Raw genomic sequence first — 15,791 nt, 5'->3', positions numbered from 1 at the left:
CTGGTCAATGCTCGGTATCCTGTCTGGCGCTTTCATCGCCATTCAGGCGCCGATCAATGCCCAGCTCGCGCGCGGGCTGGGCGTGCCCGTCGCCGCGGCCGCCATTTCCTTCCTTGCCGGGGCGGTGGTGCTGAGCCTCATCACCTTCTTCACGACAAGGACCCAAGGGCTCGCGATCGACTGGCGCGCGCCCGCTCCCTGGATGTTCCTGGCCGGTGGCGCGCTGGGCGCGGTCTATGTGACGAGCTCGGTGTTTCTCACGCCGCGCATCGGCGCGGCCGCGCTGATGGCGTTCCTGGTGGCAGGACAGCTCTTGGCTGGCATGCTGGTTGACCGCGTCGGCTTCCTGGGCGTGGCCGTCCGCGAAATCTCCATGGGCCGCATCGTCGGCGCGGTGCTGCTGCTCGCCGGAGCCTTGATGATCCGACTTTACTGATGCGCGTAGACCTTTTCGATTTCGACCTACCGGAAGAGCACATCGCTCTTCGCCCGGCCGAGCCGCGCGATTCCGCGCGGCTTTTGTTGGTGCGCCCTGGCGAGCCGCTCGAGGACAAGCGTGTGGGCGATCTGCCGTCGCTGCTCGAGCCGGGCGACGTCCTCGTCTTCAACGACACCAAAGTCATTCCCGCCCAGCTGAAGGGGATTCGCCAGCGCGGCGAGGCGGTGGCGCATGTCGACGCCACCTTGCACATGCGCGTCGGTCCCGACCGCTGGAAGGCATTTGTGCGGCCCGGTAAGCGCGTGGCCGAGGGCGATCGCATCCAGTTCGGCCATAGCGCCGAGGCCTGCATGCTCGGCGCGCTCGATGCCGCGGTCGTCGAAAAGGGCGAGGCGGGCGAGGTGCTGCTGGCTTTCGACCTGTCCGGTCCGCTGCTCGACGAGGCGCTGCACGCGGTCGGCCACATCCCGCTGCCGCCCTACATCGCTTCCAAGCGTCCGGACGACGAGCAGGACCGCAAGGACTACCAGACCGTCTATGCGCGGGAAGAGGGCGCGGTTGCCGCCCCTACCGCCGGTCTTCATTTCACGCCCGAACTGTTCGCTGCGCTCGACGCGCGCGGCGTTGAACGCCATTTCGTGACCCTGCATGTCGGCGCCGGCACTTTTCTGCCGGTGAAGGCCGACGACACGGCCGACCACAAGATGCATGCCGAAATCGGCTACGTATCGAATGAGACGGCGGCCGCCATCAATGCCGCGCGCGCCGAAGGCCGCCGCGTCATTGCCGTCGGCACCACCTCGCTGCGCCTGCTGGAAAGCGCTGCAGCGCCGGACGGCACCATGACCGCCTGGTCAGGCGCCACGGATATCTTCATCACTCCCGGCTACAAGTTCCGGGCGGTCGATGTGCTGATGACCAATTTCCACCTGCCGCGTTCGACGCTGTTCATGCTGGTTTCTGCCTTCTGCGGCTTAGAAGCCATGCGCGATGCCTACCGGCATGCGATCGACACCGGCTACCGCTTCTATTCCTACGGCGACGCAAGCCTGCTGTTCAGGACCGATAAATGAGCACCGAGTTTACCTTCAAAGTCCTCGCTACCGACGGCAAGGCGCGGCGCGGCGAGATCACCATGCCGCGCGGCACCATCCGCACCCCGGCCTTCATGCCCGTGGGCACCGGCGGCACGGTGAAGACCATGTATATGGACCAGGTGCGCGATCTGGGCGCCGACATCATCCTCGGCAACACCTATCACCTGATGCTGCGGCCCGGCGCCGAGCGCGTGGCAAAACTCGGCGGCCTGCACGAATTCGCCCGCTGGCCCCACCCGATCCTGACCGATTCCGGCGGCTTCCAGGTCATGTCCCTGTCGAAGCTGCGCAAGATCACCGAGAAGGGCGTCACCTTTCGCTCGCATATCGACGGCGCGCCCTACGAGATGTCGCCCGAACGTTCGATCGAGATCCAGGGGCTGCTCGATTCCGACATCCAGATGCAGCTCGACGAATGCACGGCATTGCCGGCCAAGGAACCCGAGATCGAGCGGGCCATGGAGCTTTCGCTGCGCTGGGCCGAGCGCTGCAAGACCGCTTTCGGCGACCAGCCCGGCAAGGCGATGTTCGGCATCGTGCAGGGCGGTGACAATCCCCGTCTGCGCGAGCGCTCGGCGCAGTCGCTGTCGAGCCTTGGGCTGAAGGGTTATGCCGTCGGCGGCCTCGCGGTGGGCGAGCCGCAGGACGTGATGCTCGACATGCTCGATATCACCTGTCCCGAACTCCCGGCCGACAAGCCGCGCTATCTGATGGGCGTCGGGACGCCGGACGACATCGTCAAATCGGTCGCACGCGGCATCGACATGTTCGACTGCGTGATGCCGACCCGCGCCGGCCGCCACGGCCTGGCCTACACGCGGCGCGGCAAGGTGAACCTGCGCAATGCCCGCCATGCGGACGACCATCGCCCGCTCGACGAGGAAAGCGATTGCCCGGCTGCGCGCGACTATTCGCGCGCCTATCTGCATCACCTGGTTCGTTCGCAGGAGGCGCTGGGCGCCATGCTGCTGACCTGGAACAACCTTTCCTACTACCAGAGCCTGATGCAGGGCCTGCGCAACGCGATCGAGCAGGGCAGGTTTGCCGAGCATGTGGCCGAGGTTTCGGAAGGCTGGGCGAGGGGCGATATTTCTGCTCTATAGGGGGCAACGGACTTAGGTCCGGCCAGGGGAGGATGAATTGAACGGCGAAGAATTTCGACATTGGTCGCGGAAGGCGGCCGACTGGGGCGCGGATTATCGCGAAACCCTGCGTGAGCGGCCAGTAAGGGCGCAGACCCAGCCCGGCGAAGTCGCAGCGCGCATTGCGGCCTCTCCGCCCGAAATGGCCGAGCCGATGGAACAGATCTTCGCCGACTTCGAGGAGAAGATCCTGCCCGGCATGACGCACTGGCAGCATCCGCGCTTCTTCGCCTATTTCCCGGCCAATGCGGCTCCGGTTTCGGTGGTTGCGGAATATCTCGTCACCGTCATGGCCGCGCAGTGCATGCTGTGGCAGACCTCGCCGGCCGCCACTGAGCTCGAAACGAAAGTCATCGACTGGCTGCGCCAGGCGCTTGGGCTGCCCGAAGGCTTTTCGGGCGTGATTCAGGACAGCGCGTCCTCGGCCACGCTGGCTGCCGTGCTTTGCATGCGCGAGCGCGCGCTTGACTGGCAGGGCAACAAGCAGGGCCTGTCCGGTCAGCCGGGCCTGCGCATCTATTCGTCGGATCAGGTTCACACCTCCATCGACCGCGCCATCTGGGTTTCCGGCGTCGGCGAGGACAATCTCGTACGCATTCCGGCCGGCGGAAAGTTCCGTGCGATGGATGTGGCCGCACTCGAAGCGGCAATCCTGGCCGACAAGAAAAGCGGCTTCCTGCCGGCGGGCATCATCGCCTGCGTGGGCGGCACAAGCGTCGGCGGCACCGACGACATCGCCGCAGTGGCGGCGATTGCGCAAAAATACGGCCTCTATCTGCATGTCGATGCGGCTTGGGCCGGGTCGGCGATGATCTGCCCGGAGTTCCGGCATTTCTGGATCGGCATCGAAGGCGTGGATTCGATCGTCTTCAATCCGCACAAATGGCTCGGCGCACAGTTTGACTGCTCGGTGCAGTTCGTGCGTGATCCCGACGTGCTCGTCCGCACGCTGGCCATCAAGCCCGAATATCTCAAGACGCACGGCAAGGACGGCATCATCAACTATTCGGAATGGTCGGTGCCGCTCGGCCGCCGCTTCCGCGCGCTAAAACTGTGGTTCCTGCTGCGGGCGCACGGGCTGGAAGGGCTGCGCCAGATGATCCGCAACCATGTTGCCTGGACGGAGGCTCTTGCGGCGCAACTCGACAAGGAGCCCGGTTTCGAGATCGTGACCGAGCCCATGCTGTCGCTGTTTTCGTTCCGCCATGCGCCGGCAGGCGTTGCCGATCTCGACGCGCACAACCAGCGGCTTCTCAACGCCATCAACGACGACGGCCGCATCTATCTCACCCAGACGCGCGTCGACGGCCGCTTCGCCATCCGCTTCCAGGCGGGCCAATTCGAGGCGACCGAGCAGGATGTGCGGGACGCCTTTGCGGTCATCACCGAGATTGCGGCTATGCTTTAGCGGTGAATAACGTGGTTGGGCCGCCCGACGGCCCAACTTCCGCCGCCTTTCGTTTTGCATTAGAATAGACAGAAACGAAGACTGGAGTTGTCTTGTGTTCCTGTCGCCGCGGCATGCCGAAATAATCCAGATGGCCAAGGATTCTGGCCGCGTTCTGGTCGATGAACTCGCGGCCCATTTCGGCGTTACCCCGCAGACAATCCGCAAGGATCTCAACGATCTGTGCGATCAGCGCCTGCTCAGCCGCATCCATGGCGGCGCGCTGTTTCCCTCCGGAATCGAGAATGTCGAATACGAGGCACGCCGCAAGATCGCGGCCGAGGAGAAGGATGCGATCGGCCGCGCCGCCGCCCGCCTGATTCCCGACAAGGCTTCGCTCTTCATCAATATCGGCACCACCACCGAAGCGGTCAGCAAGGCCCTGCTCGACCACACCGGCCTGATGGTGATTACCAATAACATTAATGTTGCCAACAGGATGCGGGTCTATCCTGAGATCGAGGTCGTGATCTCGGGCGGCGTTGTCCGCGGCTCGGACGGCGGTATCGTCGGCGAGGCGGCGGTCGATTTCATCAAGCAGTTCAAGGTCGATTACGCGGTCATCGGCACGTCGGCGATCGACGAGGATGGCGGCCTGCTCGATTTCGATTTCCGCGAAGTGAAAGTCGCACAGGCCATCATCGCCAATGCGCGCCATGTCATCCTGGTCGCCGACGCGACAAAATTCGAACGCATGGCGCCGGTGCGAATCGGCCATCTCTCCCAGGTCGACACCTTCATTACCGACCGCTGCAACAGCGAGGAAATCCGCAGGATCTGCCGCGAGGCCGAGGTCCAGCTAATCGAGACCGGCCTTTGAAATCATATCCAGGTAGTTTCGGTATTTTTCGTTTGACATTCGTTCCGGCCATCCCTTCGTATGCGCCGACTGCATGAAGGGGAGCGCGAATGAACGGTTTGGTGCTTGCAATCGATCAGGGCACGACATCGAGCCGTGCCATCGTCTTTGATCAGAACAGGCGCGCCATCGGGGTCGGCCAGCAGGAGTTTCCGCAGCATTTTCCGGCTTCCGGCTGGGTCGAACACGATCCGGAAGACATCTGGCAAAGTGTTGTCGACACCTGCCGGACAGCGTTGCAGCGGGCCAAGTGCCGGCCGGCCGACATTGCCGCCATCGGAATCACCAACCAGCGTGAAACGGTGGTGATCTGGGACCGGCAGACCGGAAAGCCGATCCACAATGCCATCGTCTGGCAGGACCGCCGCACCGCTCAGCTCTGCCGAAAGCTGAAGGCCCAGGGGCTTGAGCCGGTTTTCGCGCGCAAGACCGGCCTGCTGCTCGATCCCTACTTCTCCGGAACCAAGATCGCCTGGGTGCTCGACAAGGTGAAGGGCGCGCGCAAGCGGGCGGAGAAGGGCGAGTTGCTCGCGGGCACGATCGACAGCTTTCTCATCTGGGGGCTCACAGGCGGCAAGGTGCACGCCACCGATGCCACCAACGCTTCGCGCACGCTGCTCTACAACATCCGCACCAACGCCTGGGACCCGGAGCTTTTGGAGATCCTGCGCATTCCCGCAGCCCTGCTGCCGGAGGTGAAGGACTGCGCCGATGATTTCGGCTCGACGGACAAGGACTTATTCGGCGCCGAAATCCCCATCAAGGGCGTCGCCGGCGACCAGCAGGCGGCCACTATCGGCCAGGCTTGCTTCGAGCCTGGCATGATGAAGTCGACCTATGGCACCGGTTGCTTTGCGCTGCTCAACACGGGCGCCGATTTCGTCCGCTCAAAGAACAGGCTGCTGACCACGATCGCCTACCGGCTGAACGGCAAGACCACCTATGCGCTGGAAGGCTCGATCTTCGTAGCTGGTGCTGCCGTTCAGTGGCTGCGTGACGGCATCAAGGTCATCGGCAAGGCCGAGCACAGCGGCGAGCTCGCGAACCACGCCGACGATGCTCAGGACGTCTATCTGGTGCCTGCCTTCGTCGGCCTGGGCGCTCCGCATTGGGATGCCGAGGCGCGGGGGGCGATATTCGGCCTGACGCGCAACACCGGGCCGGCCGAATTCGCGCGCGCCGCGCTCGAATCGGTCGCCTTCCAGACGCGGGACCTGCTCGACGCGATGAGGAAGGACTGGAAGGTCAACTCAGGCAAGACGGTTCTGCGCGTCGACGGCGGCATGGTCGCGTCGGACTGGACGATGCAACGCCTGGCCGACATTCTCGACGCGCCGGTCGACAGGCCGACCACATTGGAAACCACCGCCTTGGGCGCGGCCTGGCTTGCCGGCTCGCGGGCAGGGGTGTGGCCCGACGAGAAGGCGTTTGCCCAGTCCTGGGCGCTCGACCGCCGGTTCGAACCGAAGATGGACGAGAGGCAACGCTCGGCCAGGCTGAAAGGCTGGCGCGATGCCGTTCGCCGCACGCTCAGCAAGACATAGAATCAAAGACCTGGAATCAAAGAGCCCGCATCGTGGAATGCGGGCTCAGAGTGCTTGCTGACAGGTCTTCAGCTGCCAAAGGGCGACACGCACTGGCGCCGCGGTCCATTGAATGGCTGGAAGGTGTTGTCCGAAGCCCGATACGAAATGAAGCGGTTGGCGCACCACTGCGCGTGCGGGTTGGACATATAGAAGGTGGGCCGAGGACCTACGATCGCTGCGGTACCGAAAGCAGCCGGTGGAAACCACCAGCCGTTATAGAAGCGGAAGCCCGGCCGGGCAGTGCGAAAGCCGCGATATCCGCGCCAGTAGAAGTTGCCGCCGCGCCATACACCACCGCGCACAAACGGTCTGCCGCCTATTCCATGCCATCCCACGACGCGGCCGCGGCCGCGAGGCCCGTGCCACCGCACGACGTTTCTGCCGCCGAATCCGTGATGCCACCGAACGCCATGGACTCCGCGAGGCCCGCGCCACGCGGCGCCACCACCTCGCGGTCCGTGCCAACGTACGCCGCCGGCACGTCTCCGATACTGAACTGTCTGCAGGCCCGCGTTGTCTGGCTGTACCGTTGCCGACCTCGGAATGTTTATCTCTCCCGCACCAGCCGGCACAATGGGAGAAACGACAACGGAGAGCGACAGAAACGAGGCGCAGAGGCTCGAAAGAAGCTTACTCATCATAATCTCCTGCTACGAAAGCATAAGCATCCCTCGATTCATCAACGTCTCGCTTGCTGCGTTAGTTCCAGAAAAAGACCAAGGTACTGATAATACTGGTATTTTTGCTTTTCATCCCGTGTCTGGACGGGATTTCGGACGGCGTCCGGACACCTTTTCCAACAAGCTGCTGGAAAGGTCGTTTTTCCGGTTGACCGGCCGAAGCACTCTCCCTATGTTCCGCCGCAATCTCGCGGTCGCCACAGGCGGCTCACGAAGACGCCCACCCAGGCTTCGGCCGACGATCCAGAAACAGACATTGCGGACCTCGTCTGCATTTTCGATCTGCAGCGTTTCAGGGTATTTTGTTCGGCAACGGACAGAAGGGGCGGCTTGGCGAAGGGCTGGTAGCTCAGATGGTAGAGCACGGAACTTTTAATTCTGGGGTCATGGGTTCGAGTCCCATCCAGCCCACCACCGCCAAAATCACCGATTGATTCTATTAGATTTTTACCTTGTGAAGGCATCGCGCTAGTTGGCGCTTCCGGATCACGTCTTCGAGGGGACCGTTCTCACTTCCCGGATGTTATCATCCCGAAGGCAAGGACCGCGGCAAAGGCGACGAAAACAACGGTCACGCAGACCGTAACAATGATTGAGTCCATAGGCATCGGGATGTCCTCTTTGCCTTACGGTCGATCCGGCCCAAGAGTCGGCAAGTGATGCCAAGCCTCCCGCCACCATATTCGTTGGTGCGATCTCCGGCATTCGCTTTTCTCCAACATGCGCCCGCGCCATAGGGCGCGCCATTCAATTCGTTTCACGATTTCAGTACTGGCCGAGATGCCGATTCGGAGGCGTTTCAGCCTCGATAGCGCAGCGCATCGACCAGCAGCGCGAAGGCGGGCGACGACTGCCGGCGGCTCGGGTAGTAGAGATGATAGCCGGGGAAGGGCGGACACCAGTCTTCGAGAACGCGTATGAGCCGCCCATCGGCGAAATGCGCTTCGGCATGGTCTTCCGGCAGGCAGGCCAGTCCAGGTCCTGACACGGCCGCCTGAACGATCAGCTTGGGTGAATTGAGAACGACCTGGCCTTCGACGCGCACCCTTAGTTCCCGTCCGTTCTTCTCGAACTCCCAGGCATAGAGCCCGCCATAGGTCGGCAGGCGCAAATTGATGCAATTGTGCGCCGTAAGGTCTTGCGGCGTTAGCGGCCTCGGATGCCGCGCGAAATAGGACGGCGCCCCGAAAACCGCCATGCGCATGTCCGGCCCGATGCGAACGGCGATCATGTCCTTGGCGACCTGTTCGCCGAGCCGGACACCGGCGTCATAACGCTCGGTGACGATATCCGTCAGGCTGGAATCGACGGCTATCTCGACATTGACGTCCGGATAGTCCGGCAGCAGCCTTGCCATGGCAGGCCAGAGGATTGTTTCGGCGGCGTGCTCGACCGTGGTGATGCGGATGGTGCCGGCCGGCTTGTCGCGCATGTCGCTGAGCGCAGCCAGTTCGGTCTCGATCTCTTCGAAGCGCGGCCCTACTGTTTGCAGCAGGCGTTCGCCCGCCGCCGTGGGCGCTACGCTGCGGGTGGTGCGTGTCAGCAGCCGAATTCCGAGCCGCTCCTCCAGCCCGCGGATAGTGTGGCTAAGTGCCGATTGCGAAACGCCGAGCTTTGCAGCGGCCCGGGTAAAGCTCCGCTCCCGGGCAACGGCCAGGAAGGCGATCAGGTCGTTGATGTTCTCACGCGCCATTCATGAATCCATCTCATGGGTTCATGCGCATTATAGCAGCTAATTCGCAGCGCCTGTCGTGGGTAAATTCCGCAAGCATCCGAGATCGAGAGACAGCCGAAGGGAAAGACAACATGGAAATCAAGCGAAACGGAACGCAGCCGTCAGCCAAGGGACCGGCTGATTACTTTACGGGAACTGTCCGCCTCGACTCCCCGTTTTCGAGAAGCGCGCCGGCGCGCGTCGGTGGCGCGATCGTCACTTTCGAGCCCGGCGCTCGCACCGCCTGGCACACGCATCCTCTGGGACAGACCCTGATCGTGACGTCGGGCTGTGGCTGGGCGCAGCGCGAGGGCGGCCCGGTCGAGGAAATCAGGCCCGGCGATGTAGTGTGGTTCGAGCCCGGCGAAAGGCACTGGCATGGCGCGACGCCAACGACTGCCATGACCCACATCGCCATCGCCGAGGCCCTTGAGGGCAAGGTCGTCGACTGGATGGAGAAGGTCAGCGACGAACAGTACCGAGCGTGAAACAAGGATACGAAAATGCAAAAGCGCAAACTCGGAAACAGTGGTCTTGAGGTTTCCGCCATCGGGCTCGGCTGCATGGGCCTCAGCTTCGCCTATGGCCCGGCCATGGACAGGCAAGAGGCGATCAAACTCCTTCGCGGCGCCGTCGTGCGCGGCGTGACGTTCTTCGATACGGCCGAGGCTTATGGCCCCTACAAGAACGAGGAGCTCTTGGGCGAGGCACTCGCACCATTGCGCCAGCAGGTGGTCATCGCCACGAAATTCGGCTTTGAGTTCGACGACAAGGGCGGGCAGAGCGGCACCAACAGCCGCCCCGAGCATGTCCGGGACGTCGCCGAAGCGTCGCTGAAACGGCTGAAGACCGACCACATAGACCTCTTTTATCAGCACCGCGTCGACCCGAACGTCCCCATCGAGGACGTCGCGGGAGCCGTGAAGGAGTTGATCCGCGAAGGCAAGGTCAGGCATTTCGGATTGTCCGAGGCCGGCGCTCAGACCATTCGCAAGGCTCACGCGGTGCAGCCGGTTACGGCACTGCAGAGCGAATATTCGCTGTGGTGGCGCGAACCCGAGACGAAGGTTTTTTCGACGCTGGAGGAACTCGGGATCGGCTTGGTCTCGTACAGCCCGCTGGGCAGGGGATTTTTGACCGGCACCATCAATGAGGACACGAGCTTCGGCAGCGGCGATTTTCGTAACCTCGTGCCTCGGTTCGCGCCCGAGGCCCGCAAGGCCAATCAGGCCCTGGTCGAGCTGATCGGCCAGATCGCGGCGCGGAAAAGCGTCACGTCCGCGCAGATCGCGCTGGCCTGGATCCTTGCCCAAAAACCCTGGATCGTGCCGATCCCCGGCACCACCAAACTGCACCGCCTGGAAGAAAACATCGGTGCGGCAAGCGTCGAGCTGACGCCCGACGACCTCCGCCAGATCGAGGCCTCCCTGGCTGCCGTCGAGGTGAAGGGCGACCGCTATCCGCCCGAACTGCAGGCCCGGGTCGATCGCTGAGTATCGCGTGCAAAATTAGGAAACCGCCATGACCGAGAACATCAATGACAAAGTCGTCGTCATCACCGGTGCCAGCAGCGGGCTGGGCGAAGCGGCAGCGCGTCGCCTCGCGAGGGACGGAGCAAAGCTAGTGCTCGGCGCGCGCCGCCTCGAACGGCTGCAAACACTTGCCGGGGAGCTTTCACTAGGCAGGGAGGCGGCCATCGAGACCGACGTCTCGCATTTCGAGCAGGTCAAGCATCTGGTCGATCGTGCGGCGCAGATGCACGGCCGGGTCGACGTCATCATCAACAATGCCGGCCTGATGCCCCAGTCGCTTCTCGAAAGCTTGAAGATCGACGAGTGGGACCGCATGATCGACGTCAACATCAAGGGCGTGCTTTACGGGATTGCGGCGGTGCTGCCGCACATGAAGCAGCAGAAGAGCGGCCACATCATCAATGTTGCCTCGGTCGCCGGCCACAAGGTGGGGCCGGGAGGCGCGGTGTATTCCGCCACCAAATATGCTGTGCGCGTGATCTCCGAGGGTATGCGGCAGGAAGTGAAGCCCTACAACATACGCACGACCGTGATTTCGCCAGGGGCGGTCGCGACCGAGCTCCCCGACACCATCACCGACCCGAAAGTCGCCGACAGGGTGCGCCAGCTTTACGACCAGGTGGCGATCCCGGCCGACTCCTTCGCCAGCATGGTGGCATTCGCGATGAGCCAGCCAGAGGACGTCGACGTCAACGAGATCCTGTATCGGCCTACCAGGCAGGAATATTGATAGTCGCGTCGAGGTCAGCGCCGCACGACAAGGGCCACGGCGATCAAACCGGAGGGAATGGCTGGGGAGGCGACGGGATGATCTCTTCCTCGGTCGGGTCGATCTGCTCGCGTTCCTCATCGAGCTCGGGATCGAAGTCCGAAACATCGGGTTCCCATGACGGAGCATCCGTCGAAGGATCCTTTTCGGGCGAGGGGCGCGGAGGAGCGCTGTCGGGCGGCATGGTGTTTCTCCCTTTCGAACGAAAACGTCGTCCGAAAGCCTATGTTCCGCCTGAATGAGGATAGGCAGGCCCAGACAGCAAGGCAGCCGCTGGAGCTGCCGCGCCGCTGGAATCACTGTGTCGTGGTGCCGAGCAGGGCTTTCAGCTGGTCCAGCCTTTCGTTGATCAGCCAGCCATAATAGTTCTCGACGGGCAGCTTGCGGTCGCTGCCGCTGGCCACCGCCGCCCGCAGCTCGGCGGCACGTCGCCTCGGCTGGCCGACATTGTAGAGCGTTGCGGTGATGCCGGGATTGCCGGAAATATCAAAACCCTCTGCCGCATAGGCGTCTATGGAGTCGCGCACGATTGCCGCGATGTAGATGATGCCGCGGTCGGGATCCATGATGTCGCGATAGATCGCCTGCGGCCTGTCGGGCGTCAGTTTGTCGAAGCCGCTCACCTTGTTGACCATGTCCGTCACTTCGAGCGCCGTCAGCGGGCTGATCTGGCCCAGGCCAAAGGTCTGGCCAGCATAGAAGGGCTGGAAGAAGGCGCGCTGGAAGCTCAGCGGCTCATAGGCGACGCCGTCGACTGTCTTGCCACGAAACGCCTCGTCCCAGACCTGGTCGCGGCAGCTCCACAGCGCGGCGCTGCCTTGATCGGCGGCGCAGCGTGAAAATTCCGGCCGCTCGAGGAAGTTCTGCACCGCCACGCCCTTGTAGCGGAAAGCGAAGTCGGCATTCGCATAGGCCAGTGCCTTCACATAGTAAGTCTGCACCGTGCCGACTGCGCTGACATTGTAGGTGTGCTCGCCGACCAGCGCGCCCACGACGTGGATCGGGTCGACACCATAAGTGGCGGCGGCCGTTTTGATCTGGGCCATCAGCTTGGTTTCGCGCTTCAGCAGGGCGATGATCTGCTCGTATTTGGCCTCGTAGGTGGTGTTGAAGGCGCGCGCCCGGAGTGCGGAAGTGTTCGGGATCGGCGGCTGGGTCGCGGACCTGTTGCCGGCGGGCACGACGACCATGGCGTCGGCCTGCACCGCGCCACTCGCGAGCGACACGGCAACCAGGGCGGCCGCAAGCGCAACCGTGAGCCCCAACCTGTTCCAAGCTTTCATGAATGTCCTCCGCCAGATCCGCGGCCGACAAACCACGAATTGGCCCGTGATGCTAGAGCGGACGGGCATTCTGGCGAATGCAATTCCGTCGCTCTATTCGTTTTCTCAGCCGCCTTTATGCGACGCCGGACGATTCCGTCTGGCTGCAAAATGCTCTAGAAGATTTGACGCAGAATGGAGCCCGGCGCCAGCAGCACGAATGCCCAGACGATGGCTGAGGCGACATTGGCCAGTTGGAAGTGCAGGCTGCGCATCGCGAACATGCCGGCAAGCAGCGGCACGACGGCGCGCAACGGGCCGAAGAACCGGCCGAAAAACACGCTCCACGGTCCCCAGCGATCGAAGAAGACTTGCCCGCGCTCGACCATGGCCGGATGCCTGGAAAGAGGCCAGACCTTCGTTGCGGCATCCTTGAAATGGAAGCCGAACAGGTAGGACAGCCAGTCGCCCACGATGGCGCCGAGTGCAGCGCCGAGCCAGACCGGCCAGAAATCGATCTCGCTGATGCCCACAAGAGCGCCGATGCCGATCAGGATGCCCCAGGCCGGCACCAGCAGCGACACGATCGCCATGGATTCGGCAAATGCCAGGGCGAACACGATGTATGGCGCCCAGCTTGCGTTCTCTTGGGTGAAGGCGATGATGCCATCTACCAGGGTTTCAATGTTCATACGTGCCTTTTAGACGTTGAAGACGACTGCGTCGAGGCGCAGTCAGAGCACGCTCGGCGGGCGGATTGCCCTGATATATGGAGGCAGCCGGCAAAGTTCAGGGCTGAACTCGGCTGATTGTTGCGAGGGTGACGATCTGCCACGCAGTCGTGATTGGAGAGACTGGTCTAGCGTGGCTATAAGCGGCGCGAGACCTGAAGGGGCAGCAAAAGCATGGCGTTGGATGTCGGTTATCTGAGTGCGATCGGGGCGGGCGCGCTGTCGTTTCTGTCTCCCTGCGTCCTGCCTCTGGTGCCGCCCTATCTCTGCTACATGGCCGGCGTGTCGGTCGAGGATTTCCGCGCCGGTGAGGGCAAGGCCTCGCGGGCCGGCACTCGTAATGCTCTGCTTTTAACCTCCCTTGCCTTCGTGCTCGGCTTTTCGACGGTTTTCGTAGCACTCGGCGCCGGCGCCTCGACGATTGGGCGGGTACTGCGCGTCTGGCAGGAACCGCTGGCCATGGCGGCTGGTGTTCTGATCATCGTCATGGGACTCAATTTCCTCGGCTTCATCAAAATCCCGTTCCTGTCGCGCGAGGCGCGCTTCCATGCTGAAGGCAAGCCGGCCAATGCCGTTGCCGCCTATGTCATGGGGCTGGCCTTCGCGTTCGGCTGGACGCCCTGCATCGGGCCGGTCCTCGGGCCAATCCTGACGCTGGCCGGAGGCCGCGAGACGATGGGCGAGGGCGCGCTGCTGCTTGCCGCCTATTCGCTCGGCCTCGGAATACCGTTTCTGCTCGCGGCGTTGTTCTCGGACAGTTTCATGCGCTTCCTCGGTCGTTTCCGCCTGCATCTCGGCCGTGTCGAAAAGGTCATCGGCGCGTTGCTGGTCGTTGCCGGCGTGCTGTTCCTGACCGGGGGCGTGCAGACCGCATCCTACTGGCTGCTGGAGACGTTTCCGGTTCTCGGCAGGCTCGGCTGATCGAAGGTTTTACGAACTGGCAGTGACCTGAAAGGGCATCACGCCCCGCCTGCGTCACAATCCTTTGCAGATCGTGGCCCGGGGCTCTTGCAAAACCCCTTCGCATTCTTGGGAATCGTGCTCTAGAACTGAGCCGATTCTTCCCGTTCACTTTCGGAAATCGCCATGACCGCACGATCTTGCCTGTCGATCATCCTTGCCGCCGGTGAAGGCACGCGCATGAAAAGCGCCTTGCCCAAGGTGCTTCACAAGATTGCCGGCCTGCCGATGGTCGCTCACGTCACACGTGCGGCCGAAGCTGCCGGCGCTGGCGATCTCGCGCTGATCATCGGCCATGGCGCCGAACAGATGCGCGAAGCCGCAGCTTCCTTCGCGCCACGCGCCGAAACTTTTGTCCAGACCGAGCGCCTCGGCACCGGACACGCCGTGCTTTCGGCGCGGGCCGCGATCGAACGCGGCTATGACGATATTCTGGTGATGTTCGGCGACACGCCGCTGGTCGACGCGGATGCGCTTGTGGCTGCCCGCGGAAAGCTCGCCGAAGGGGCTGCGGTCGTGGTTGTCGGCTTCCTCCCGCCCAATCCGGCAGGTTATGGCCGTCTCATCGAAAAGGACGGCGAGCTGGTTGCCATCCGCGAGGACAAGGACTGCACCGACGAGGAAAAGCGGATCGGCTTCTGCAACAGCGGGCTGATGGCCATTTCGGGCAAGAATGCTCTCACGCTGCTCGATAAGATCGGCAATGACAACGCCAAGGGCGAATATTATCTGACCGACGTGGTCGAGATCGCCCATGCCGCAGGGCTGAAGGTGGTTGCAACTGAAGCCAGCTACGAGAGCGTGCTCGGCATCAACAACCGCGCAGAGCTCGCCGAGGCCGAGGCCATCTGGCAAAAGCGCAAGCGTCGCGAGGTCATGCTGTCCGGCGTGACCATGATCTCCCCCGAAACGGTGTTCTTCTCGCATGACACCGAGATAGACCCTGACGTTCTGCTCGAGCCGAATGTCTATTTCGGCCCGGGCGTCACAGTGGCCAGCGGCGCGATCATCCACGCCTTCAGCCATCTCGAAGGCGCCAATATCGGCCCCCGCGCGGAGATCGGTCCGTTCGCGCGGCTTCGGCCGGGTGCGAACCTTCACGAAAAGGCCAAGGTCGGCAATTTCTGCGAGGTCAAGAAGGCTACAATCGAGGCGGGCGCCAAGGTCAACCACCTGACCTATATCGGCGATGCCCGTGTCGGACCGGGCGCCAATATCGGCGCCGGCACCATCACATGCAACTATGATGGCTATTCGAAGTTCTTTACCGATATTGGCGCGGGCGCTTTCATCGGTTCGAACACCGCATTGGTGGCACCCATCACGATCGGCGACCGCGCCTACATCGCTTCGGGAAGCGTGGTGACCGAGAATGTGCCTGAAGACGCCTTGGCCTTTGGCCGCGCCCGCCAAAAGACGCTTCCGGAGCGCGCCAAGCAGCTGCGCGAAAGACGCGCCAGCGCAGCGAAAAAATAACTTCGATAGACTATTCATGCGCATCAGCCGAAGGGCCGGCGGGTCGCCCGGCCCGACCCTTCCGGCTGATACGAAACGACACGCAATGTGACTTTCT

16 protein-coding genes and 1 tRNA gene are annotated in these 15,791 nt (G+C 62.9%); 12 read left to right on the top strand and 5 right to left on the bottom strand.

The genetic code is table 11. From position 1 onward, the window contains the following. The first annotated feature begins 7 nt into the window (after window positions 1-7). The 6 genes from M2281_RS26515 (at window position 8) to glpK (ending at window position 6,528) form a co-directional block, all read left to right on the top strand. Window positions 8-436 carry a DMT family transporter gene (locus M2281_RS26515; RefSeq protein ID WP_425537811.1) on the top strand — a complete coding sequence of 143 codons (429 nt, stop codon included), beginning with the start codon at window positions 8-10 and terminating at the stop codon, window positions 434-436. Next, the gene (gene queA / locus M2281_RS26510; protein WP_280824203.1) at window positions 436-1,512 is read left to right on the top strand and encodes a tRNA preQ1(34) S-adenosylmethionine ribosyltransferase-isomerase QueA; all 1,077 of its coding nucleotides are present in this window, start codon (window positions 436-438) and stop codon (window positions 1,510-1,512) included. The genes M2281_RS26515 and queA overlap by 1 nt, the downstream gene beginning before the upstream one ends. Then, complete coding sequence (gene tgt / locus M2281_RS26505; protein WP_280824202.1) at window positions 1,509-2,639, top strand: tRNA guanosine(34) transglycosylase Tgt; 1,131 nt, start codon at window positions 1,509-1,511, stop codon at window positions 2,637-2,639. The genes queA and tgt overlap by 4 nt, the downstream gene beginning before the upstream one ends. Window positions 2,640-2,676: 37 nt before the next feature. Continuing rightward, window positions 2,677-4,086 (top strand): pyridoxal phosphate-dependent decarboxylase family protein, encoded by a 1,410-nt coding sequence (locus M2281_RS26500; protein WP_280824201.1) that lies wholly within the window; start codon window positions 2,677-2,679, stop codon window positions 4,084-4,086. 94 nt (window positions 4,087-4,180) lie between these two features. Then, the gene (locus tag M2281_RS26495; RefSeq protein ID WP_280824200.1) at window positions 4,181-4,945 is read left to right on the top strand and encodes a DeoR/GlpR family DNA-binding transcription regulator; all 765 of its coding nucleotides are present in this window, start codon (window positions 4,181-4,183) and stop codon (window positions 4,943-4,945) included. A gap of 89 nt (window positions 4,946-5,034) precedes the next feature. After that, window positions 5,035-6,528: a glycerol kinase GlpK gene (glpK, locus tag M2281_RS26490; RefSeq protein ID WP_280824199.1), complete on the top strand. Its 1,494-nt coding sequence runs from the start codon at window positions 5,035-5,037 to the stop codon at window positions 6,526-6,528. Window positions 6,529-6,596: 68 nt separating this feature from the next. Here glpK and M2281_RS29290 read toward each other — a convergent pair whose 3' ends face one another. Beyond that, window positions 6,597-6,716 (bottom strand): BA14K family protein, encoded by a 120-nt coding sequence (locus M2281_RS29290; protein ID WP_425537810.1) that lies wholly within the window; start codon window positions 6,714-6,716, stop codon window positions 6,597-6,599. Between the two features lie 872 nt (window positions 6,717-7,588). On the opposite strand from M2281_RS29290, the gene M2281_RS26480 reads away from it, so the two are divergent. Further along, a tRNA-Lys gene (locus tag M2281_RS26480) sits at window positions 7,589-7,664 on the top strand. 385 nt (window positions 7,665-8,049) lie between these two features. Here M2281_RS26480 and M2281_RS26475 read toward each other — a convergent pair. Beyond that, the gene (locus tag M2281_RS26475) at window positions 8,050-8,943 is read right to left on the bottom strand and encodes a LysR family transcriptional regulator (RefSeq protein ID WP_280824198.1); all 894 of its coding nucleotides are present in this window, start codon (window positions 8,941-8,943) and stop codon (window positions 8,050-8,052) included. Between the two features lie 113 nt (window positions 8,944-9,056). Here M2281_RS26475 and M2281_RS26470 point away from each other — a divergent pair, with 113 nt between their 5' ends. The 3 genes from M2281_RS26470 to M2281_RS26460 are packed head-to-tail and all read left to right on the top strand — an operon-like array spanning window position 9,057 to window position 11,226. Continuing rightward, a complete protein-coding gene (locus tag M2281_RS26470; RefSeq protein WP_280824197.1) occupies window positions 9,057-9,452 on the top strand; it encodes a (R)-mandelonitrile lyase in 396 nt (131 codons plus the stop codon). 15 nt (window positions 9,453-9,467) lie between these two features. Continuing rightward, the gene (locus M2281_RS26465; RefSeq protein ID WP_280824196.1) at window positions 9,468-10,457 is read left to right on the top strand and encodes an aldo/keto reductase; all 990 of its coding nucleotides are present in this window, start codon (window positions 9,468-9,470) and stop codon (window positions 10,455-10,457) included. Between the two features lie 28 nt (window positions 10,458-10,485). After that, window positions 10,486-11,226 carry an SDR family oxidoreductase gene (locus M2281_RS26460; RefSeq protein ID WP_280824195.1) on the top strand — a complete coding sequence of 247 codons (741 nt, stop codon included), beginning with the start codon at window positions 10,486-10,488 and terminating at the stop codon, window positions 11,224-11,226. A gap of 43 nt (window positions 11,227-11,269) precedes the next feature. Here M2281_RS26460 and M2281_RS26455 read toward each other — a convergent pair whose 3' ends face one another. From M2281_RS26455 to M2281_RS26445, 3 genes are all read right to left on the bottom strand, one after another. Next, window positions 11,270-11,449 carry a hypothetical protein gene (locus M2281_RS26455; RefSeq protein WP_280824194.1) on the bottom strand — a complete coding sequence of 60 codons (180 nt, stop codon included), beginning with the start codon at window positions 11,447-11,449 and terminating at the stop codon, window positions 11,270-11,272. 112 nt (window positions 11,450-11,561) lie between these two features. Then, on the bottom strand, window positions 11,562-12,548 hold the full coding sequence (locus M2281_RS26450; protein WP_280824193.1) for a DUF1402 family protein: 987 nt from the start codon (window positions 12,546-12,548) through the stop codon (window positions 11,562-11,564). A gap of 155 nt (window positions 12,549-12,703) precedes the next feature. Beyond that, a complete protein-coding gene (locus tag M2281_RS26445; RefSeq protein WP_280824192.1) occupies window positions 12,704-13,219 on the bottom strand; it encodes a DedA family protein in 516 nt (171 codons plus the stop codon). Between the two features lie 213 nt (window positions 13,220-13,432). Between M2281_RS26445 and M2281_RS26440 the strand changes: the two genes are divergently transcribed. Both M2281_RS26440 and glmU read left to right on the top strand, forming a co-directional pair. Beyond that, on the top strand, window positions 13,433-14,179 hold the full coding sequence (locus tag M2281_RS26440; RefSeq protein WP_280824191.1) for a cytochrome c biogenesis CcdA family protein: 747 nt from the start codon (window positions 13,433-13,435) through the stop codon (window positions 14,177-14,179). A gap of 165 nt (window positions 14,180-14,344) precedes the next feature. Beyond that, a complete protein-coding gene (gene glmU / locus M2281_RS26435) occupies window positions 14,345-15,694 on the top strand; it encodes a bifunctional UDP-N-acetylglucosamine diphosphorylase/glucosamine-1-phosphate N-acetyltransferase GlmU (RefSeq protein ID WP_280824190.1) in 1,350 nt (449 codons plus the stop codon). Window positions 15,695-15,791 lie beyond the last annotated feature (97 nt).

Source organism: Pseudaminobacter soli (ex Li et al. 2025) (assembly GCF_029892515.1).
Taxonomy (GTDB): domain Bacteria; phylum Pseudomonadota; class Alphaproteobacteria; order Rhizobiales; family Rhizobiaceae; genus Pseudaminobacter; species Pseudaminobacter soli_A.
This window is presented reverse-complemented; position numbering and strand designations above follow the sequence as displayed.